Below are 19,705 nucleotides of genomic sequence, written 5' to 3' on the forward strand. Positions count from 1 at the left end.
ATCAAGTTGGCCGGCGATTGTACCGAAGCGCCGGGCCCGAGGCGATGTTGGCGACGACGAACCTTCACTATAGGTGGCGCTGGCTGTGCCGGTGGCGAAGTTCTTTGCGCCCTGTTGCTGGCGCTCGGGCTACAATGGCGACCTTTGATCGTGAAAGCAGGTGCGCGCAGTGACCGATGTTGCAGGGGTTTCGAAAACGGGCAAGTTGTATGTGGTGGCCACGCCCATCGGCAACCTCGACGACATGAGCGCCCGGGCGCTCAAGGTGCTGGCCGGCGTCAGCCTGATCGCGGCCGAGGACACCCGCCACTCGGTTCGCCTGCTGCAGCATTTCGGCATCGATACGCCGTTGGCGGCCTGCCACGAGCACAACGAGCGCGACGAGGGCGGGCGCTTCATCACCCGGCTGCTGGCCGGTGACGATGTGGCGCTGGTGTCCGATGCCGGCACGCCGTTGATTTCCGACCCGGGTTACCACCTGGTGCGTCAGGCGCGTGCCGCTGGCGTGCAAGTGGTGCCGGTGCCCGGTGCTTGTGCCTTGATCGCCGCACTGTCGGCGGCGGGCCTGCCGTCCGACCGTTTCATTTTCGAGGGTTTTTTGCCGGCCAAGGCTGCTGGGCGCCGGTCGCGCCTGGAGCAGGTGAGAGAAGAGCCGCGCACCTTGATCTTCTATGAAGCGCCGCACCGCATTCTCGAGTGCCTGGAAGACATGGAGCTGGTGTTCGGTGGCGAGCGGCCGGCGGTGCTGGCGCGGGAAATCACCAAAACCTTCGAAACGCTCAAGGGCTTGCCGCTGAGCGAACTACGCGCTTTCGTGCAGGACGACAGCAACCAGCAGCGCGGTGAGTGCGTGGTGCTGGTGGCGGGCTGGAGCGCGCCGCAGGACGATCAGGCGGTCAGTAGCGAGGCGCAGCGCGTGCTCGACCTTTTGCTGGCAGAGCTGCCGCTCAAGCGCGCGGCGGCGCTGGCGGCGGAGATCACCGGGGTGCGCAAGAATCTGCTGTACCAGCTGGCGCTGGAGAAGCAGAAGGCCGAATGATCGACTGAAGCCCGCTCCCACGAGTGACTCAGGGTTCGCCCCGTCACCGACAATATTTGCCGTCTCGCTTGTTCTTGGGCGCCGCTGTCGGTAACCTTGTCGGCGGAGAGTCGATCGGACAGTCGCTGCCACCTTTTGTTCCGCAAAAGGCGGGGGAGGAAAGTCCGGGCTCCGCAGGGCAGAGTGCCAGGTAACGCCTGGGAGGCGCGAGCCTACGGAAAGTGCCACAGAAAATAACCGCCTAAGCACTTCGGTGCCGGTAAGGGTGAAAAGGTGCGGTAAGAGCGCACCGCGCGGCTGGCAACAGTCCGTGGCTAGGTAAACCCCACTCGGAGCAAGACCAAATAGGGTTCCATACGGCGTGGCCCGCGTCGGAACCGGGTAGGTTGCTAGAGGCGTCCAGTGATGGCCGTCGTAGAGGAATGACTGTCCTCGACAAAACCCGGCTTACAGATCGACTCTCCACCTCTCCTTCCCCTGCTTGAATCGACAGCAGATGCCCCTTCGTAATACCGAAAAATTCTTACTCTTAATAAGTTACTTTAACTTCACACTCTATCCGCTTGAGTGCGTTTGATTTTTCCCGCCAGTTTTCCTCCCCGTCCGTCGTTCCACCTTCCTTTGTTGCGCTAAATCGCCGTCCTGTAAGGGTTTTCCTTATGAACGCGCCTTGACGGTGTAGCGGGCGGATTCCTATAGTGTGCGCAAGTGGCAGAAAGTGGGATGAAGTGGGTTTTCTGACACAAAAAAGCTAACATTGTGGGGAATCGCAGCCGTGTTCCGCGGAGCCAACGCCGTCAGCCTCGATGCCAAGGGCCGTCTCGCCATGCCGAGCCGGTACCGTGACGAGCTCGATTCGCGTTGCAATGGTCAACTGATCGTGACCATCGACGCGGTGGACCCCTGCTTGTGTGTTTACCCCCTCGATGAGTGGGAACAGATAGAAGCCAAGTTGCGTGCCTTGCCATCGTTGCGTGAGGAAAACCGCCGCCTGCAGCGCTTGCTGATCGGTAACGCGGTTGACCTGGAGCTCGATGGCAGCGGGCGTTTCCTGGTACCGCCCCGACTGCGCGAGTACGCCAAGCTGGACAAGAAGGCGATGCTGGTGGGGCAACTGAACAAATTCCAGCTGTGGGATGAGGATGCCTGGAACGCGGTTTCGGCAGCCGACCTTGCAGCTATTCAACAACCGGGCGCCATGCCCGATGAATTGCGTGACCTGATCCTGTGACCATAGATAGCGGCTTCAACCACATCACCGTCCTGCTCGACGAAGCTGTCGAGGCATTGGCCCTGCGCGCCGACGGTTGCTATCTGGACGGCACCTTCGGGCGCGGCGGCCACAGCCGCCTGATCCTCAGCAAGCTCGGCCCGCAAGGGCGGCTGCTGGGGTTCGACAAGGACCCACAGGCGATTGCCACGGGGCAAGCGCTGGCGGCCGAAGACGGCCGCTTTGTCATTGTGCAGCGCAGCTTTGCCGAGCTGGGCAGTGAAGTGGCCGAGCGCGGCCTGGACGGCAAGGTCAGCGGCGTTTTGCTCGACCTTGGCGTGTCTTCGCCGCAACTGGACGACCCCGAGCGCGGCTTCAGCTTTCTCAATGACGGCCCGCTGGACATGCGCATGAACCCTGATCAGGGCATCAGCGCTGCCGAGTTCATCGCTACCGCCCCGGTTGAAGAAATCGCCCGCGTGTTCAAAGAGTACGGCGAGGAACGTTTTGCCGGGCGAATGGCGCGTGCCGTGGTCGAGCGCCGCGAAAAGCAGCCCTTCACCCGTACTGCCGACCTGGCCGAAGTGCTCAAGGTCGCCAACCCGGCCTGGGAAAAGGGCAAGAACCCGGCCACCCGCGCCTTCCAGGGCCTGCGCATCCACGTCAACAACGAACTGGGCGACCTTGAAGCCGGCCTTGAAGCCGCGCTCGATGCGCTCGAAGTCGGCGGCCGCCTGGCGGTGATCAGCTTCCACTCGCTGGAAGACCGCATCGTCAAACTGTTCATGCGCAAGCTGGTCAAGGGCGAGGCTGACAACCTGCCGCGCAACCTGCCGGTGCAGCACAAGGTATTCGAGCCGAAGATCAAGCTCATCGGCAAGGCGCAGTTCGCCTCTGACGCAGAGCTCAAGGCCAACCCGCGGGCGCGCAGCGCCGTCATGCGGGTGGCGGAGAAGCTTCGGTGAGTCGGCTTTTTGCCAAACCCCTGCCAGGCGGAAGCTTCCTGATGCTTCTGCTGTTTGTCGGCGTGTTGGTTTCGGCCATCGCTGTATCCTACAGCGCGCACTGGAACCGCCAGTTACTCAACACGCTGTACGGCGAGCTCAACGAGCGCGACAAGGCTCAGGCCGAGTGGGGCCGGCTGATTCTTGAGCAAAGCACCTGGACCGCCTCCAGTCGTATCGAGAACCTGGCTTCCGAACAGCTGAAGATGCGCGTACCCGCCGCTGACGAAGTGCGGATGGTGGCGCCATGATGAAGCTTGAAGGCGCTCTCTACCCCTGGCGCTTCCGGGTGGTGATCGGTTTGCTGGCGCTGATGGTCGGCGCCATTTGCTGGCGCATCATCGACCTGCAAGTGGTCGACCGCGACTTCCTCAAGGGCCAGGGCGATGCCCGCAGCCTGCGGCACATTCCCATTCCCGCGCACCGCGGGCTGATCACCGACCGCAACGGCGAGCCGCTGGCGGTCAGTACTCCGGTGACCACCCTGTGGGCCAACCCCAAGGAAATGCAGGCCTCGAAAGAGCGCTGGCCGCAACTGGCCGCAGCTCTTGGGCAGCCGCCCCAGCAACTGATCGAGCGCCTTACCCAGCAGGCCAACAAGGAGTTCATCTACCTGGTCCGCGGCCTTACGCCGGAGCAGGGCCAGCATGTGCTCGACCTGAAAGTGCCAGGCGTTTACGGCCTGGAAGAATTCCGCCGCTTCTACCCGGCCGGTGATGTCACCGCGCACATGGTCGGCTTCACCGACCTCGATGACCACGGTCGCGAAGGGGTAGAGCTGGCATACGACGAATGGCTGGCCGGTGTGCCGGGCAAGCGCCAGGTGATCAAGGACCGGCGCGGCCGGCTGATCAAGGACATTCAGGTCACCAAGAACGCCAAGGCCGGGAAGACCTTGGCGTTGTCGATAGACCTGCGCCTGCAATACCTGGCCACCCGCGAGCTGCGTAACGCCATCGCCGAACAGGACGCCAAGGCCGGCAGCCTGGTGATCATGGATGTGAAGACCGGCGAAGTGCTGGCCATGGTCAACCAGCCGACCTACAACCCGAACAACCGCCGCAGCATGTTCCCGGCGGCCATGCGCAACCGGGCGATCATCGATGTGTTCGAGCCAGGCTCCACGGTCAAGCCGATCTCCATGAGCGCGGCGTTGCAGAGCGGCCGCTGGAAGCCCACCGACAAGGTCGAGGTATACCCCGGCAGCTTGCAGATCGGCCGTTACACCATCAAAGACGTATCCAAGAGCGAAGGCCCGATCCTCGACCTGACCGGCATCCTGATCAACTCCAGTAACGTCGGCATGAGCAAGATCGCCTTCGATATTGGTGGCGAAGCCATCTACCGGGTGATGTCCCAGGTCGGCCTGGGCCAGTACACAGGCCTGGGCTTTCCGGGTGAGCGCGTCGGCAACCTGCCTAACCACCGCGAATGGCGCAAGGCCGAAACGGCCACGCTGTCGTATGGCTACGGCGTGTCGGTGACCGCCCTGCAGCTGGTGCATGCCTACGCAGCCCTGGCCAACGACGGCAAGATGGTGCCGCTGTCGATTCTCAAGGTCGACAAGGCCCCCGAAGCGGTGCAGGCGATTCCGAAAGAAACCGCCGAAACCATACAGGGCATGCTGCAGCAGGTGATCGAAGCGCCGCGCGGGGTGTTCCGTGCCCAGGTGCCGTTCTATCACGTGGCCGGCAAGTCCGGTACCGCGCGTAAAGCCACCGTCGGCTCCAAGGGCTACACCGAAAACGCCTACCGCTCGCTGTTCGCAGGCTTCGGCCCGATGAGCGACCCGCGCTACGCGATCGTCGTGGTCATCGACGAACCGGGCAAGGGCGGCTACTTCGGCGGCCTGGTCTCGGCCCCGGTGTTCAGCAAGGTCATGTCGGGCACCCTGCGCCTGATGAACGTGCCGCCGGACAACCTGCCGCCACCGTCGACCCAGCAAGCCACCGCAGCACCCGCCAATGGAGGGCGTGGATAATGACGATGCCATTGAGCAAGCTGTTCGCCCATGCCAGCCGCGACCCGCTGATTCGCGAAATCACCCTGGACAGCCGTCAGGTGCGCCAGGGTGACCTGTTCCTCGCTGTGCCCGGCGCCAAGGTCGACGGCCGCGAGCACATCGCCGATGCGCTGTCCCGTGGCGCCGCTGCCGTGGCTTATGAAGAGCAGGGCGCCACCGTGCTGCCGCTGACCGATGTGCCGCTGATTCCGGTGAAAGGCCTGATTGGCCAGTTGTCGCAGATTGCCGGGCGCTTCTATGGCGAGCCCAGCCGCCAGCTCAATCTGGTGGGGGTTACCGGCACCAACGGCAAGACCAGCGTCACCCAACTGGTGGCCCAGGCGCTCGATGCGCTGGGCCAGCGTTGCGGCCTGATCGGCACCCTGGGCACCGGCTTTTACGGTGAGCTGCAGAGCGGCCGCCTGACCACCCCCGACCCGATCGCCGTGCAGTCTACCCTGAACGACCTTAAAAAGGGCGGTGCCAAGGCCGTGGCCATGGAGGTGTCCTCCCACGCCCTCGAGCAGGGCCGGGTGGCCGCACTGGAATTCGACATCGCGGTGATGACCAACCTGTCCCGCGATCACCTCGACTACCACGGCAGCATGCAGGCCTATGAGGCCGCCAAGGCCAAGCTGTTCGCCTGGCCGAGCCTGCGCTGCCAGGTGGTGAACCTGGACGACGCGTTCGGCTGCCGCCTGGCCGACGCTTTCGCCCACCGCCCTGTTGCCGATCATATCGAGACCCGGCTGCTCAGCTACAGCCTGGAAAACCCGGACGCGTCGCTGTATTGCCGCGAAGCCCACTTCGATGACGATGGCGTGCGCGCCACCCTCGTCACCGCCCAGGGCGAACGCACCCTGCGCAGCCAACTGCTCGGGCGCTTCAACCTGAGCAACATGCTGGCTGCCGTGGCCACGCTGCAGGCGCTTGACTACTCGCTGGAAGAAATTCTCAAGGTCACCCCGCAGTTGCAGGGGCCGGTCGGCCGCATGCAGCGCCTGGGTGGCGGTGACAAACCGCTGGTGGTGGTCGACTACGCGCACACCCCTGATGCTCTGGACAAGGTGCTGGAGGCCCTGCGCCCCCACGCCCACGGCCAGCTGCTGTGCCTGTTCGGCTGCGGCGGCGACCGTGATGCCGGCAAGCGCCCGCTGATGGCCGAAGTGGCCGAGCGCCTGGCCGACCGCGTGCTGGTCACCGACGACAACCCGCGCACTGAAGACCCGCAGCGCATCTTCGACGACATTCGCCCAGGTTTCACCAAACCTGCCGCCGTAGAGTTCGTCGCCGGCCGTGGCGAAGCCATCGCCCGCCTGATCGCCAGTGCCAACGCCAACGATGTGATCGTGCTGGCCGGCAAGGGGCACGAGGACTACCAGGAGATCAACGGCCAGCGCCATGATTTTTCCGACCTGATCGAAGCCGACAAGGCACTTGCAGCCTGGGAGGCTACGCATGCTTAAGCCCATGACACTCAGCCAGCTGACCACAGCACTGGGTGCCCGCCTGGCAGGCGCCGACGCCAGCTTTACCGGCGTCAGCATCGACAGCCGCAGCGTGGCTGCCGGCCAGCTGTTCGTCGCCCTGACCGGGCCGCGTTTCGATGGCCATGACTACCTGGCCGATGTCAAAGCCAAGGGTGCGGTCGCCGCACTGGTGGAGCGCGAGGTCGCCGGTGTCGACCTGCCGCAGTTGCTGGTCGCCGATTGCCGCGTGGCTCTAGGCCAGCTCGGTGCACTGAACCGCGCCGGCTTCGACAAGCCGGTGGTGGCCATCACCGGCTCCAGCGGCAAGACCACGGTCAAGGAGATGCTCGCCAGCATCCTGCGCACCCGTGGCCTGGTGCACGCCACCCGCGGCAACCTGAACAACGACCTCGGCGCGCCGCTGACCCTTCTGGAAATCGCCCCGGAGCACAGCGCCGCGGTGATCGAACTGGGCGCTTCGCGTATCGGCGAGATTCGCTACACCGTTGGGCTGACCCAGCCGCAGGTGGTCATCATCAACAACGCCGGCACCGCCCACGTGGGCGAATTCGGCGGGCCAGAGAAGATCGTCGAGGCAAAAGGTGAAATTCTCGAAGGCCTGGGCGAGGGCGGCACCGCCATCCTCAATCTGGCCGACAAAGCCTTCGACACCTGGCGCAAGCGTGCGGGCGAGCACAAGCTGATCAGCTTCGCCCTGGACAACCCGCAGGCCGACTTTCATGCCAGCGATATCGGTCGCGATGCCCGTGGCTGCCCTTCGTTCACCCTGCACGGCCCTGACGGCAGTGTGCCGGTGCAATTGAACGTGCTCGGCACCCACAACGTCAGCAACGCCCTGGCAGCCGCCGCCGCTGCCCATGCCGTTGGTCTGAGCCTGAGCGGCATCGCCGCCGGGCTGAATGCCGTGCAACCGGTCAAGGGCCGCACCGTGGCGCAAATTACGCCGAACGGCGTGCGGGTGATCGACGACAGCTACAACGCAAATCCCACCTCGATGTGCGCGGCCATTGATATACTCGCCGGCTTTTCTGGGCGCACCGTTCTGGTGCTTGGCGACATCGGCGAGCTGGGGCAATGGGCCGAAGAGGGCCATCGCCAGGTTGGCGACTACGCCCGTGGCAAGGTCGACGTGCTGTACGCGGTGGGCAGCAACATGGCCCATGCGGTGCAGGCGTTCGGCGCCAATGGCCACCATTTCACTACTCAAGCCGAGCTGATCGACGCCGTGAAGGCCGAATCTGCCGGTGACACCACTATCTTGATCAAGGGCTCGCGCAGCGCTGCGATGGAAAACGTCGTGGCCGCACTGTGCGAACCCAGCGGGGAGAAACATTAATGCTGCTGCTGTTGGCTGAGTATCTGCAACAGTTCCACAAGGGCTTCGCGGTCTTCCAGTACCTGTCGCTGCGCGGCATCCTGGGTGTACTGACCGCGCTTTCGCTGGCCCTGTGGCTGGGCCCGTGGATGATCCGTACCCTGCAGATCCGCCAGATCGGTCAGGCCGTGCGTAACGACGGCCCGCAATCGCACCTGTCCAAGTCCGGCACCCCGACCATGGGTGGCGCGCTGATCCTGTCCGCCATCGCCATCAGCACCCTGCTGTGGGCCGATTTGTCCAACCGCTACGTGTGGACGGTGCTGATCGTCACCTTGCTGTTCGGTGCCATCGGCTGGGTCGACGACTACCGCAAGGTGATCGAGAAGAACTCCCGTGGCCTGCCGAGCCGCTGGAAGTATTTCTGGCAGTCGGTGTTCGGCCTGGGTGCAGCGATCTTCCTGTACAAGACCGCCCCCACCAGCGTCGAGACCACGCTGATCGTGCCAATGCTCAAGGACTTCACCATCCCGCTGGGCGCAGGCTTCATCGTGCTCACCTACTTCGTCATCGTCGGCTCCAGCAACGCGGTCAACCTTACCGACGGCCTCGACGGCCTGGCGATCATGCCGACGGTCATGGTTGGCGGTGCGCTGGGCATCTTCTGCTACCTGTCGGGTAACGTGAAGTTCGCCGAATACCTGCTGATCCCTTATGTGCCGGGCTCGGGCGAGCTGATCGTGTTCTGCGGCGCACTGATAGGCGCGGGGCTTGGTTTCCTGTGGTTCAACACCTACCCGGCCCAGGTGTTCATGGGCGACGTCGGCGCACTGGCGCTGGGCGCTGCCCTGGGCACCATCGCGGTGATCGTGCGCCAGGAAATCGTGCTGTTCATCATGGGCGGCGTGTTCGTGATGGAAACCCTGTCGGTGGTCATCCAGGTGGCGTCGTTCAAGCTCACCGGCAAGCGGGTGTTCCGCATGGCGCCAATTCACCACCACTTCGAACTCAAGGGTTGGCCCGAGCCACGGGTGATCGTCCGCTTCTGGATCATCACCGTGATCCTGGTGCTGATCGGCCTTGCCACCCTGAAACTGAGGTAGACGAGCGTGTCACTGATCGCTTCCGACCAATTCCGCATCGTTGTCGGCCTCGGCAAGAGCGGCATGTCCCTGGTTCGCTTCCTGGCGAGCCGGGGCATTGCCTTTGCGGTCGCCGACACCCGCGAGCAGCCGCCGGAACTGGAAACCCTGCGCCGTGATTACCCGCAGGTGGAAGTGCGCTGTGGTGAGCTGGACGTCGACTTCCTGTGCCGCGCCAACGAGCTGTACGTGAGCCCGGGCCTGGCCCTGGCCACGCCCGCCCTGCAACAGGCCGCTGCCCGTGGCGTGACGCTGTCCGGCGACATCGAACTGTTCGCCCGCTATGCGAAGGCGCCGATCGTGGCGATCAGCGGCTCCAACGCCAAGAGCACCGTCACCACCCTGGTGGGCGACATGGCCGCCAAGGCCGGCAAGCGCGTGGCGGTGGGCGGCAACCTCGGCACCCCGGCGCTGGACCTGCTCAGCGATGACGTCGAGCTGTACGTGCTTGAGCTGTCGAGCTTCCAGCTGGAAACCACCGACCAGCTCAATGCTGAAGTGGCCACCGTGCTGAACATCAGCGAAGACCACATGGACCGCTACAGCGGCCTGCCGGCCTATCACCTGGCCAAGCACCGGATTTTCCGCGGCGCCCGCCAGGTGGTGGTGAACCGCCAGGACGCCCTCAGCCGGCCGCTGCCGGTCGAAGGCCGCCCGTGCTTCAGCTTTGGCCTCAACCCGCCCGACTTCAAGGCCTTCGGCCTGCGTGAAGTGGATGGTGAAAAATACCTGGCCTACGAATTCCAAGCGTTGATGCCGGTGCGCGAGCTGAAGATTCGCGGTGCCCACAACCAGAGCAACGCCTTGGCCGCCCTGGCCCTGGGCCATGCTGCCGGCCTTGCATTCGAGCCGATGCTCGAGGCCTTGCGCGAGTTCAAGGGCCTGGCCCATCGCTGCCAGTGGGTGCGCGAGCGCAACGGCGTCAACTGGTATGACGACTCCAAGGCCACCAACGTCGGCGCGGCCCTGGCTGCCATCGAAGGCCTGGGCGCCGATATCGAAGGCCAGCTGGTGCTGATTGCCGGCGGTGACGGCAAGGGCGCCGACTTCGCTGCCCTGCGCGAGCCCGCCGGCAAGTACTGCCGCGCCGTGGTGCTGCTCGGCCGCGATGCCGAGCGCCTGGCTGCCACCCTCGACGGTGCCGTGCCGCTGGTGCGCGTGCAAACCCTCGATGAAGCCGTGCAGCGCTGCGCCGAACTGGCCCAGCCGGGCGACGCCGTGCTGCTGTCCCCAGCCTGCGCAAGCCTGGACATGTTCAAGAACTTCGAAGAACGCGGGCGCCTGTTCGCCCAGGCAGCGGAGGGGCTGGCATGATTTTCGGCATCCTCAAGCCTTACCCTTCGCCGCTGATCAGCGGCCGTGGCGTCGACGTCGACTTTCCGCTGCTGGCCGGTTGCCTGGCACTGCTTGGCCTGGGCCTGGTGATGATCACCTCGGCGTCCTCGGAAGTGGCCGCCGTGCAGTCGGGCAACCCGCTGTACCACATGTTCCGCCACCTGGTGTACGTGGCCCTGGGCCTGGGCGCCGGTGCGATGACCATGCTGGTGCCGATCGCCACCTGGCAGCGCATGGGTTACCTGATGCTGATCGGTGCCTTCGGCCTGCTGGTGATGGTGCTGATCCCCGGCATCGGCCGCGAAGTGAACGGTTCGATGCGCTGGATCGGCTTCAGCTTCTTCAACGTGCAGCCCTCGGAGATCGCCAAGGTCTTTGTGGTGATTTACCTGGCCGGCTACCTGGTACGCCGGCAGACCGAGGTGCGCGAAAGCTGGATGGGCTTCTTCAAGCCGTTCATCGTGCTGTTGCCGATGGCCGGCCTGCTGCTGATGGAGCCGGACTTCGGCGCCACCGTGGTGATGATGGGCGCCGCTGCGGCGATGCTGTTCCTAGGCGGGGTGGGGTTGTTCCGCTTCTCGCTGATGGTGGTGCTGGCGGTGGTCTCGGTGGTGATCCTGGTACAGGCCCAGCCGTACCGGATGGCACGTTTGATTACCTTCACCGACCCTTGGTCCGACCAGTTCGGCTCCGGCTACCAGCTGACCCAGGCGCTGATCGCCTTCGGCCGCGGCGAGTGGCTGGGCGTGGGCCTGGGCAACAGTGTGCAGAAGCAGTTCTACCTGCCCGAGGCGCACACCGACTTCGTGTTCTCGGTACTGGCCGAAGAGCTCGGCGTGGTCGGCTCGCTGCTGACCATCGCGCTGTTCGTGTTCGTCACCGTGCGCGCGCTGTACATCGGCCTGTGGGCCGAGAAGGCCAAGCAGTTCTTCGCGGCCTACATGGCCTTTGGCCTGGCCTTCCTGTGGATCGGCCAGTTCCTGATCAACATCGGGGTGAACGTCGGCCTGCTGCCGACCAAGGGCCTGACCTTGCCGTTCTTGAGCTACGGGGGCAGTTCGCTGGTGATCTGTTGCGCCTGCGTGGGCTTGTTGCTGCGCATCGAGTGGGAGAGCCGCACGCACCTGGGCAGCGAGGAACACGAATTCAACGAAAGCGATTTTGCCGAGGAGACCAGTCATGGCCGCTGACGGCAAAAACGTACTGATCATGGCCGGCGGCACCGGGGGGCACGTGTTCCCGGCCCTGGCCTGCGCCCGCGAGTTCCAGGCCCGTGGCTACAGCGTGCACTGGCTCGGCACCCCGCGCGGCATCGAGAACGAGCTGGTGCCTCAGGCCGGCCTGCCGCTGCACCTGATCCAGGTCACTGGCCTGCGTGGCAAGGGCAAGTTGTCGCTGCTCAAGGCACCATTCACCCTTATCAAGGCTGTGCTGCAGGCGCGGCGTATCGTGCGCCAGCTCAAGCCGGTGTGCGTGGTCGGCTTCGGCGGTTACGTCACCGGCCCCGGCGGCGTGGCCGCGCGCCTGTGCGGCGTGCCGCTGGTGATCCACGAGCAGAACGCCCGTGCCGGCACCACCAACCGCCTGCTGCTGCCGCTGGCGGCGCGGGTGTGCGAGGCCTTCCCGGGCACCTTCGCCAGCAGCGAAAAATTGCGCGCTACAGGCAACCCGGTGCGCGCGGAACTGTTCATGGACGCCCAGCGCACGCCCCTGGCCGAGCGCCGTGCGCGCCTGCTGGTGATGGGCGGCAGCCTGGGGGCGGAACCATTGAACAAATTGTTGCCTAAGGCCCTGTCCGAAGTGCCGGCCAACCTGCGCCCCGAGGTGTTTCACCAGGCTGGCAAGAACCACGGCCCGGCCACCGCCGAGCGTTACCGCGAAGCCGGTGTCGAGGCCCAGGTCGAACCGTTCATCAAGGATATGGCCCACGCCTATGGCTGGGCCGACATGGTGGTGTGCCGGGCCGGTGCGCTGACCGTCAGCGAGCTGGCGGCGGCAGGCCTGCCATCGATGCTGGTGCCTCTGCCCCATGCCATCGACGACCACCAGACCCACAACGCCCAATACCTGGCTCGTGAAGGCGCCGCCTTCCTGATGCCACAAGCGACAACTGGCGCAGCGCAGCTCGCTGAACGCCTGAACGAGGTGCTGATGCAACCCGAGAAACTCAACGCCATGGCCGGCACTGCCCGCCGCCTGGCCAAACCTGATGCAACCAGCACCGTGGTCGATATCTGCCTGGAGGTGGCCCATGGTTGAAAGCCAGAAAGCCATGCCGCAACCCAAGATGGGCCGCATCCGCCGCATCCACTTCGTCGGTATCGGCGGCGTGGGCATGTGCGGTATCGCCGAAGTGCTGCTGAACCTGGGCTATGAAGTGTCCGGTTCCGACCTTAAAGCCTCGCCGGTCACCGAGCGCCTGGAATCCTTTGGCGCCGAGATCTACGTTGGCCACCGCGCCGAGAACGCCGCCACCGCCGACGTGCTGGTGGTGTCCAGCGCGATCAACCCGGCCAACCCGGAAGTCGCTACCGCCCTGGAACGCCGCATCCCGGTGGTGCCGCGCGCCGAGATGCTCGCCGAGCTGATGCGCTACCGCCACGGCGTGGCGGTGGCCGGTACCCACGGCAAGACCACCACCACCAGCCTGCTGGCCTCGGTGTTCGCCGCCGGTGGCCTGGACCCGACCTTCGTCATCGGCGGGCGCCTGACTGCGGCCGGCACCAACGCGCAGCTGGGTACCAGCCGCTACCTGATCGCCGAAGCCGACGAAAGCGATGCCAGCTTCCTGCACCTGCAGCCGATGGTGGCCGTGGTCACCAATATCGACGCCGACCACATGGCCACCTACGAAGGCGACTTCAACAAGCTGAAGAAGACCTTCGTCGAGTTCCTGCACAACCTGCCGTTCTACGGCCTGGCGGTGATGTGCCTGGACGACCCTGTGGTGCGCGAGATCCTGCCGCAGGTCAAGCGCCCGACGGTCACCTACGGCTTCAGCGAAGAGGCCGACATCCGCGCCATCAACGTGCGCCAGCAGGGCATGCAGACCCACTTCACCGTGCTGCGCCGCGACTGCGAGCCGCTGGAAGTGTCGGTGAACATGCCAGGCAACCACAACGTGCTCAACGCCCTGGCCACCATCGCCATCGCCACTGACGAAGGCATCAGCGACGAGGCCATCGTTCAGGGCCTGTCGGGCTTCCAGGGCGTCGGCCGACGCTTCCAGGTGTATGGCGAGCTACCGGTCGAAGGCGGCAGCGTGATGCTGGTGGACGACTACGGCCACCACCCGACCGAAGTGGCCGCGGTGATCAAGGCCGTGCGTGGCGGCTGGCCGAGCCGGCGCCTGGTGATCGTCTACCAGCCGCACCGCTACAGCCGCACTCGCGATCTGTACGACGACTTCGTGCAAGTGCTGGGCGATGCCAACGTGCTGCTGCTGATGGAGGTCTACCCGGCCGGCGAAGAGCCGATCCCCGGAGCCGACAGCCGCCAGCTGTGCCACAGCATCCGCCAGCGCGGCAAGCTCGATCCGATCTACATCGAGCGTGGCACCGAGCTCGCCCCGGTGGTCAAGCCGCTGCTGCGTGCCGGCGACATCCTGATTTGCCAGGGCGCCGGTGATGTCGGCGGGCTGGCCCCGCAATTGATGAAAAGCCCGCTGTTCGCAGGCGCCAAGCAGGAGAAGCCGCTGTGACCCGCGCCTACGACAAGCTGCATTCCACCCTCGACGTCAAGGCCTTCGGCCGCGTTGCCGTGCTGTACGGCGGCAAAAGCGCCGAGCGTGAGGTTTCGTTGAAATCCGGCGCCGCGGTGATCGAAGCGCTGACCAGCGCCGGTGTCGACGTGGTCGGCATCGATGTGGGCGACGACCTGCTGGCTCGCCTGCAAAGCGAGAAGATCGACCGCGCCTTCATCATCCTCCACGGCCGTGGCGGTGAAGACGGCAGCATGCAGGGCCTGCTCGAGTGCCTCGGCATCCCCTACACCGGCAGCGGCATCCTCGCGTCTGCCCTGGCCATGGACAAGCTGCGCACCAAGCAGGTGTGGCAGAGCCTGGGCATTCCGACGCCACGCCACGCGGTATTGGCCAGCGAACACGATTGTGTGACCGCCAGCACGGAACTGGGCTTCCCGTTGATCGTCAAACCTGCCCATGAAGGTTCCAGCATCGGCATGGCCAAGGTGAACAGCGAACAGGAACTGATCGCCGCCTGGAAAGACGCCGCCAATTACGATTCGCAAGTTCTGGTCGAGCAATGGATTCACGGCCCGGAGTTCACTATCGCCGTACTGCGGGGCCAGGTGCTGCCGCCGATCGCGCTGGGCACCCCGCACGTGTTCTACGACTACGACGCCAAGTACATCGCCAATGACACCCAGTACCGCATCCCGTGCGGCCTGGACAGTGCCAAGGAACAAGAGCTGATCGACCTGACCGCGCGTGCCTGCGATGCCGTTGGCATCGAAGGCTGGGGGCGGCTGGACGTGATGCAGGACGAGCAGGGCCGGTTCTGGCTGCTCGAAGTCAACACCGCACCGGGCATGACCGACCATAGCCTGGTGCCCATGGCGGCTCGCGCGGCCGGCTTGGACTTCCAGCAACTGGTGCTGGCGATCCTGGCCGACAGCGTAGCGACGCGAGGTTAAGCAGCCATGCAAGGCGCGATGATACGTCAGCAGCAACCCGTTACCGGCCGTAGCAAGCCGGTGCCGCGTGGTGCCAGCCGACTGGTGGCCGACGAGCCCGTATCGGCGCGCCTGCCGAAGCCGAGCCTGGGCGGCCTCAAGCGCCTGCTGTGGCCGGTGCTGCTGGTGGCGGCAGGTTTTGGTGCCTACGAGGGCGCGGTGCGGCTGATGCCGTACGCTGACCGGCCGATCACCAAGATCGCCGTGCAGGGCGACTTGAGCTACATCAGCCAGCAGGCGGTGCAGCAGCGTATCGCGCCCTATGTGGCGGCGAGCTTCTTCACCGTCGACCTGACCGCCATGCGCGTGGAGCTGGAGCAGATGCCCTGGATCGCCCACGCCGAAGTGCGCCGGGTGTGGCCGGACGAGGTGGTGATACGCCTCGAAGAACAGCTACCGGTGGCGCGTTGGGGCGATGAGGCCTTGCTCAACAACCAGGGCCAGGCCTTCACCCCGCGCGAGCTGGCCAACTACGAGCACCTGCCGCAGCTGTTCGGGCCGCAGCGGGCGCAGCAACAAGTCATGCAGCAGTATCAGGTACTGAGCCAGATGCTGCGCCCCATGGGCTTTTCCATCGCTCGCCTGGAGCTGCGCGAGCGTGGCAGCTGGTTCCTGACCACTGGCGCAGGCAGCGCCGGGCCAGGCATCGAACTGCTGTTGGGGCGCGACCACCTGGTGGAGAAGATGCGCCGTTTCATTGCCATTTACGACAAATCGCTTAAAGACCAGATCACCAATATCGCCCGCATCGATCTGCGTTACTCCAATGGCCTTGCCGTTGGCTGGCGGGAACCGAATGCACCGACGACGGCCCAACCCGCCGTTGCGAAGAATTAGAGAGAGGCAGGACCATGGCAAACGCGCATAGCGGCAAAATGATCGTCGGGCTGGACATCGGCACTTCCAAGGTGGTGGCGCTGGTGGGCGAAGTCGGCGAAGACGGCACCCTGGAGATCGTCGGCATCGGCACTCACCCGTCGCGCGGCCTGAAGAAGGGCGTGGTGGTGAACATCGAGTCGACCGTGCAGTCGATCCAGCGCGCCGTCGAAGAGGCCCAGCTGATGGCCGGCTGCCGCATTCACTCGGCGTTCGTCGGCGTTGCCGGCAACCACATCCGCAGCCTGAACTCCCACGGCATCGTCGCCATCCGCGACCGTGAAGTGAGCATGGCCGACCTCGAGCGGGTGCTCGACGCCGCCCAGGCCGTGGCGATTCCGGCCGACCAGCGCGTGCTGCACACCCTGCCGCAGGACTACGTGATCGACAACCAGGAAGGCGTGCGCGAGCCGCTGGGCATGTCGGGCGTGCGCCTGGAAGCCAAGGTCCACGTGGTCACCTGCGCGGTCAATGCGGCGCAGAACATCGAAAAATGCGTGCGCCGCTGCGGCCTGGAAATCGACGACATCATCCTCGAGCAACTGGCCTCGGCCTACTCGGTGCTGACCGACGACGAGAAAGAGCTGGGCGTGTGCCTGGTGGACATCGGTGGCGGCACCACCGACATCGCCATCTTTACCGAAGGCGCTATCCGCCACACCGCGGTGATCCCTATCGCTGGCGACCAGGTCACCAACGACATCGCCATGGCCCTGCGCACCCCGACCCAGTACGCCGAGGAGATCAAGATCCGCTACGCCTGCGCCCTGGCCAAACTGGCTGGCGCCGGCGAGACCATCAAGGTGCCGAGCGTGGGCGACCGCCCACCGCGCGAGCTGTCGCGCCAGGCTCTGGCCGAGGTGGTGGAGCCGCGTTACGACGAGCTCTTCACGCTGATTCAGGCCGAACTGCGCCGCAGCGGTTACGAGGACCTGGTGCCAGCCGGCATCGTCCTCACCGGCGGCACCTCGAAGATGGAAGGCGCGGTCGAGCTGGCCGAGGAAATCTTCCACATGCCGGTACGCCTGGGCGTGCCGCACAGCGTTCGGGGCCTGAGCGATGTAGTGCGCAACCCGATCTATTCCACCGGCGTGGGCTTGCTCACCTACGGCCTGCAAAAGCAGTCCGAGGACCTGTCCATGACCGGTATCAGCAACAGCAGCAACAGCAACAACAGCTATGGCGATGAACCCAAGGGGCCAGTGCTTGAACGACTCAAGCGTTGGGTCCAGAGCAACTTCTGAGTTTCAAAGCAGTAGTGGTAGGCGCGACAACTAGAGAACTGTAAGGAGAGGGAAAATGTTCGAGCTCGTAGACAACGTCCCGCAAAGCCCGGTCATCAAGGTGATCGGTGTCGGCGGTGGTGGCGGCAACGCCGTCAACCACATGGTCAAAAGCAACATCGAAGGCGTCGAGTTCATCTGCGCCAACACCGATGCCCAGGCGCTGAAGAACATTGGTGCGCGCACCATTCTGCAGCTGGGTACCGGCGTGACCAAAGGCCTGGGTGCCGGCGCGAATCCGGAAGTCGGCCGTCAGGCCGCGCTGGAAGACCGTGAGCGCATCGCCGAAGTGCTGCAAGGCACCAACATGGTGTTCATCACCACCGGCATGGGCGGCGGTACCGGTACCGGTGCTGCGCCGATCATCGCCGAAGTGGCGAAAGAGATGGGTATCCTCACCGTTGCGGTGGTGACCCGTCCGTTCCCGTTCGAGGGCCGCAAGCGCATGCAGATCGCCGATGAAGGCATCCGCATGCTGGCTGACAGCGTCGACTCGCTGATCACCATCCCCAACGAGAAGCTGCTGACCATTCTGGGCAAGGATGCAAGCCTGCTGTCCGCCTTCGCCAAGGCTGACGATGTACTGGCCGGTGCCGTTCGCGGTATCTCCGACATCATCAAGCGCCCGGGCATGATCAACGTCGACTTTGCCGACGTACGCACCGTGATGAGCGAAATGGGCATGGCGATGATGGGTACCGGCTGCGCCAGCGGCCCGAACCGTGCACGCGAAGCCACCGAGGCGGCCATTCGCAACCCGCTGCTCGAAGACGTCAACCTGCAGGGCGCCCGCGGCATCCTGGTGAACATCACCGCAGGCCCGGACCTGTCGCTGGGTGAGTACTCCGATGTGGGTAGCATCATCGAAGCCTTCGCCTCCGACCACGCCATGGTCAAGGTCGGCACCGTGATCGACCCGGACATGCGCGACGAGCTGCACGTCACCGTTGTGGCCACTGGCCTGGGTGCGCGCATCGAGAAGCCGGTCAAGGTGGTCGACAATACCCTGCAGACCGCTCAGCAGGCTTACGAGGCGTCCAACCCGGCGCCGGCGCGCCAGGAGCAGCCAGCCGTCAACTACCGTGACCTGGAGCGCCCGACCGTGATGCGCAACCAGGCCCATGCAGGTGCCGCGGCAGCCGCTAAACTCAACCCTCAGGACGACCTGGACTACCTCGATATCCCAGCCTTCCTGCGCCGTCAGGCCGATTGATGGAATTTATCAGGGGTATAGGGGTGATTGGTGTTCAGCAAAGGCCGGGTCTGTTATCATCCCCAGCCTTTGTTGATACCTGTTCGCATTATTTGCGCTGAAGCGGCCAATGCCATGATTAGACAACGCACCCTGAAGAATACCATCCGTGCCACAGGTGTCGGCCTGCACTCCGGGGAGAAGGTCTACCTGACCCTCAAGCCTGCGCCTGTCGACACCGGCATCGTCTTCCGTCGCGCCGACCTCGACCCTGTGGTCGAAATCCCGGCGCGCGCGGCCAATGTTGGCGAGACCACCATGTCCACCACGCTGGTCAACGGTGACGTGAAAGTCGATACGGTCGAGCATCTGCTCTCCGCCATGGCGGGCCTGGGCATCGATAACGCCTACGTCGAGCTCTCCGCCTCGGAAGTGCCGATCATGGATGGCAGCGCCGGTCCCTTCGTATTCCTGATTCAATCGGCAGGCCTGGAAGAGCAGGGCGCTGCGAAGAAGTTCATCCGCATCCTGCGCGAAGTCACAGTGGAAGAGGGCGACAAGCGCGCCACTTTCCTGCCTTTCGACGGGTTCAAGGTGAGCTTCGAGATCGACTTCGATCACCCGGTCCTCAAGGGCCAGACCCAAAGCGCGGTCGTCGACTTCTCCAGCACCTCGTTCGTGAAGGAAGTCAGCCGTGCCCGTACGTTCGGCTTCATGCGTGACATCGAGTACCTGCGCAAGCACAACCTTGCGCTGGGCGGCAGTGTCGAGAACGCCATCGTGGTCGACGAAACCGGTGTGCTCAACGAAGACGGCCTTCGTTCCGATGACGAATTCGTCAAGCACAAGATCCTCGACGCCATTGGCGACCTTTATCTGCTGGGCAACAGCCTGATCGGCGAGTTCAAGGGCTACAAGTCCGGGCACGCGCTGAACAACCAGCTGCTGCGCAAGCTGATCGCAGAAACCGACGCTTGGGAAGTGGTCACCTTCGAAGATGCCAGCACGGCACCGATCTCGTACATGCGCCCTGTTGCGGCCGTGTAAGGTTCGAACACTCTCTAGTTCATTGAGGCCACCTTCGGGTGGCCTTTTTTATGCCCGCCGCAGTCCTCCTGTAGGAGC

General features: G+C 64.6%; 17 protein-coding genes and 1 other RNA gene. All 18 read left to right on the forward strand.

What is annotated here, in order from left to right; translation table 11 throughout:
• Positions 1 to 169 precede the first annotated feature (169 nt).
• The 18 genes from rsmI (at position 170) to lpxC (ending at position 19,627) form a co-directional block, all read left to right on the forward strand.
• Positions 170 to 1,039, forward strand: a complete 870-nt coding sequence (rsmI, locus tag KSS93_RS08055) for a 16S rRNA (cytidine(1402)-2'-O)-methyltransferase (RefSeq protein ID WP_217887838.1) — start codon at positions 170 to 172, stop codon at positions 1,037 to 1,039.
• Between the two features lie 106 nt (positions 1,040 to 1,145).
• Positions 1,146 to 1,505, forward strand: an RNA gene (gene rnpB, locus KSS93_RS08060) — RNase P RNA component class A.
• A gap of 309 nt (positions 1,506 to 1,814) precedes the next feature.
• The gene (gene mraZ / locus KSS93_RS08065) at positions 1,815 to 2,270 is read left to right on the forward strand and encodes a division/cell wall cluster transcriptional repressor MraZ (RefSeq protein ID WP_004575120.1); all 456 of its coding nucleotides are present in this window, start codon (positions 1,815 to 1,817) and stop codon (positions 2,268 to 2,270) included.
• Complete coding sequence (rsmH, locus tag KSS93_RS08070) at positions 2,267 to 3,214, forward strand: 16S rRNA (cytosine(1402)-N(4))-methyltransferase RsmH (protein ID WP_404668832.1); 948 nt, start codon at positions 2,267 to 2,269, stop codon at positions 3,212 to 3,214. The genes mraZ and rsmH overlap by 4 nt, the downstream gene beginning before the upstream one ends.
• Positions 3,211 to 3,504: a cell division protein FtsL gene (gene ftsL / locus KSS93_RS08075; RefSeq protein WP_054899260.1), complete on the forward strand. Its 294-nt coding sequence runs from the start codon at positions 3,211 to 3,213 to the stop codon at positions 3,502 to 3,504. The genes rsmH and ftsL overlap by 4 nt, the downstream gene beginning before the upstream one ends.
• A complete protein-coding gene (locus KSS93_RS08080) occupies positions 3,504 to 5,234 on the forward strand; it encodes a peptidoglycan D,D-transpeptidase FtsI family protein (RefSeq protein ID WP_217888700.1) in 1,731 nt (576 codons plus the stop codon). Before ftsL ends, KSS93_RS08080 begins: the two co-directional genes overlap by 1 nt.
• Entirely contained in the window at positions 5,234 to 6,721 is a 1,488-nt protein-coding gene (locus KSS93_RS08085) for a UDP-N-acetylmuramoyl-L-alanyl-D-glutamate--2,6-diaminopimelate ligase (RefSeq protein ID WP_217887839.1), read from the forward strand. Before KSS93_RS08080 ends, KSS93_RS08085 begins: the two co-directional genes overlap by 1 nt.
• Positions 6,714 to 8,081, forward strand: a complete 1,368-nt coding sequence (locus KSS93_RS08090; RefSeq protein ID WP_217887840.1) for a UDP-N-acetylmuramoyl-tripeptide--D-alanyl-D-alanine ligase — start codon at positions 6,714 to 6,716, stop codon at positions 8,079 to 8,081. Before KSS93_RS08085 ends, KSS93_RS08090 begins: the two co-directional genes overlap by 8 nt.
• Complete coding sequence (mraY, locus tag KSS93_RS08095) at positions 8,081 to 9,163, forward strand: phospho-N-acetylmuramoyl-pentapeptide-transferase (RefSeq protein ID WP_217841910.1); 1,083 nt, start codon at positions 8,081 to 8,083, stop codon at positions 9,161 to 9,163. Before KSS93_RS08090 ends, mraY begins: the two co-directional genes overlap by 1 nt.
• A 6-nt stretch (positions 9,164 to 9,169) precedes the next feature.
• Positions 9,170 to 10,516, forward strand: a complete 1,347-nt coding sequence (murD, locus tag KSS93_RS08100) for a UDP-N-acetylmuramoyl-L-alanine--D-glutamate ligase (RefSeq protein WP_217887841.1) — start codon at positions 9,170 to 9,172, stop codon at positions 10,514 to 10,516.
• Positions 10,513 to 11,727 carry a putative lipid II flippase FtsW gene (gene ftsW / locus KSS93_RS08105; RefSeq protein ID WP_369989887.1) on the forward strand — a complete coding sequence of 405 codons (1,215 nt, stop codon included), beginning with the start codon at positions 10,513 to 10,515 and terminating at the stop codon, positions 11,725 to 11,727. Before murD ends, ftsW begins: the two co-directional genes overlap by 4 nt.
• Positions 11,717 to 12,796: an undecaprenyldiphospho-muramoylpentapeptide beta-N-acetylglucosaminyltransferase gene (gene murG / locus KSS93_RS08110; RefSeq protein ID WP_217887842.1), complete on the forward strand. Its 1,080-nt coding sequence runs from the start codon at positions 11,717 to 11,719 to the stop codon at positions 12,794 to 12,796. The genes ftsW and murG overlap by 11 nt, the downstream gene beginning before the upstream one ends.
• Positions 12,789 to 14,237: a UDP-N-acetylmuramate--L-alanine ligase gene (gene murC, locus KSS93_RS08115; protein WP_217887843.1), complete on the forward strand. Its 1,449-nt coding sequence runs from the start codon at positions 12,789 to 12,791 to the stop codon at positions 14,235 to 14,237. Before murG ends, murC begins: the two co-directional genes overlap by 8 nt.
• On the forward strand, positions 14,234 to 15,190 hold the full coding sequence (locus tag KSS93_RS08120; RefSeq protein WP_217887844.1) for a D-alanine--D-alanine ligase: 957 nt from the start codon (positions 14,234 to 14,236) through the stop codon (positions 15,188 to 15,190). The genes murC and KSS93_RS08120 overlap by 4 nt, the downstream gene beginning before the upstream one ends.
• 6 nt (positions 15,191 to 15,196) lie before the next feature.
• Entirely contained in the window at positions 15,197 to 16,066 is an 870-nt protein-coding gene (locus KSS93_RS08125; RefSeq protein ID WP_217841915.1) for a cell division protein FtsQ/DivIB, read from the forward strand.
• A 14-nt stretch (positions 16,067 to 16,080) separates the two neighbouring features.
• The gene (ftsA, locus tag KSS93_RS08130) at positions 16,081 to 17,349 is read left to right on the forward strand and encodes a cell division protein FtsA (protein ID WP_217841916.1); all 1,269 of its coding nucleotides are present in this window, start codon (positions 16,081 to 16,083) and stop codon (positions 17,347 to 17,349) included.
• Between the two features lie 55 nt (positions 17,350 to 17,404).
• Positions 17,405 to 18,601, forward strand: a complete 1,197-nt coding sequence (ftsZ, locus tag KSS93_RS08135) for a cell division protein FtsZ (RefSeq protein WP_217841917.1) — start codon at positions 17,405 to 17,407, stop codon at positions 18,599 to 18,601.
• 114 nt (positions 18,602 to 18,715) lie between these two features.
• Complete coding sequence (gene lpxC, locus KSS93_RS08140; protein WP_217841918.1) at positions 18,716 to 19,627, forward strand: UDP-3-O-acyl-N-acetylglucosamine deacetylase; 912 nt, start codon at positions 18,716 to 18,718, stop codon at positions 19,625 to 19,627.
• Positions 19,628 to 19,705 lie beyond the last annotated feature (78 nt).

Origin of the sequence: Pseudomonas xanthosomatis (assembly GCF_019139835.1) — a bacterium.
Classification (GTDB): domain Bacteria; phylum Pseudomonadota; class Gammaproteobacteria; order Pseudomonadales; family Pseudomonadaceae; genus Aquipseudomonas; species Aquipseudomonas fakonensis.

Excerpts from the sequence above, each read along its gene's own strand:
- KSS93_RS08090 (WP_217887840.1), top strand. The coding sequence starts at position 6,714 with ATGCTTAAGCCCATGACACTCAGCCAGCTGACCACAGCACTGGGTGCC.
- KSS93_RS08125 (WP_217841915.1), top strand. The coding sequence starts at position 15,197 with ATGCAAGGCGCGATGATACGTCAGCAGCAACCCGTTACCGGCCGTAGC.
- KSS93_RS08080 (WP_217888700.1), top strand. The coding sequence starts at position 3,504 with ATGAAGCTTGAAGGCGCTCTCTACCCCTGGCGCTTCCGGGTGGTGATC.
- mraY (WP_217841910.1), top strand. The coding sequence starts at position 8,081 with ATGCTGCTGCTGTTGGCTGAGTATCTGCAACAGTTCCACAAGGGCTTC.
- murC (WP_217887843.1), top strand. The coding sequence starts at position 12,789 with ATGGTTGAAAGCCAGAAAGCCATGCCGCAACCCAAGATGGGCCGCATC.
- ftsW (WP_369989887.1), top strand. The coding sequence starts at position 10,513 with ATGATTTTCGGCATCCTCAAGCCTTACCCTTCGCCGCTGATCAGCGGC.
- KSS93_RS08085 (WP_217887839.1), top strand. The coding sequence starts at position 5,234 with ATGACGATGCCATTGAGCAAGCTGTTCGCCCATGCCAGCCGCGACCCG.
- murG (WP_217887842.1), top strand. The coding sequence starts at position 11,717 with ATGGCCGCTGACGGCAAAAACGTACTGATCATGGCCGGCGGCACCGGG.
- lpxC (WP_217841918.1), top strand. The coding sequence starts at position 18,716 with ATGATTAGACAACGCACCCTGAAGAATACCATCCGTGCCACAGGTGTC.
- ftsA (WP_217841916.1), top strand. The coding sequence starts at position 16,081 with ATGGCAAACGCGCATAGCGGCAAAATGATCGTCGGGCTGGACATCGGC.
- ftsZ (WP_217841917.1), top strand. The coding sequence starts at position 17,405 with ATGTTCGAGCTCGTAGACAACGTCCCGCAAAGCCCGGTCATCAAGGTG.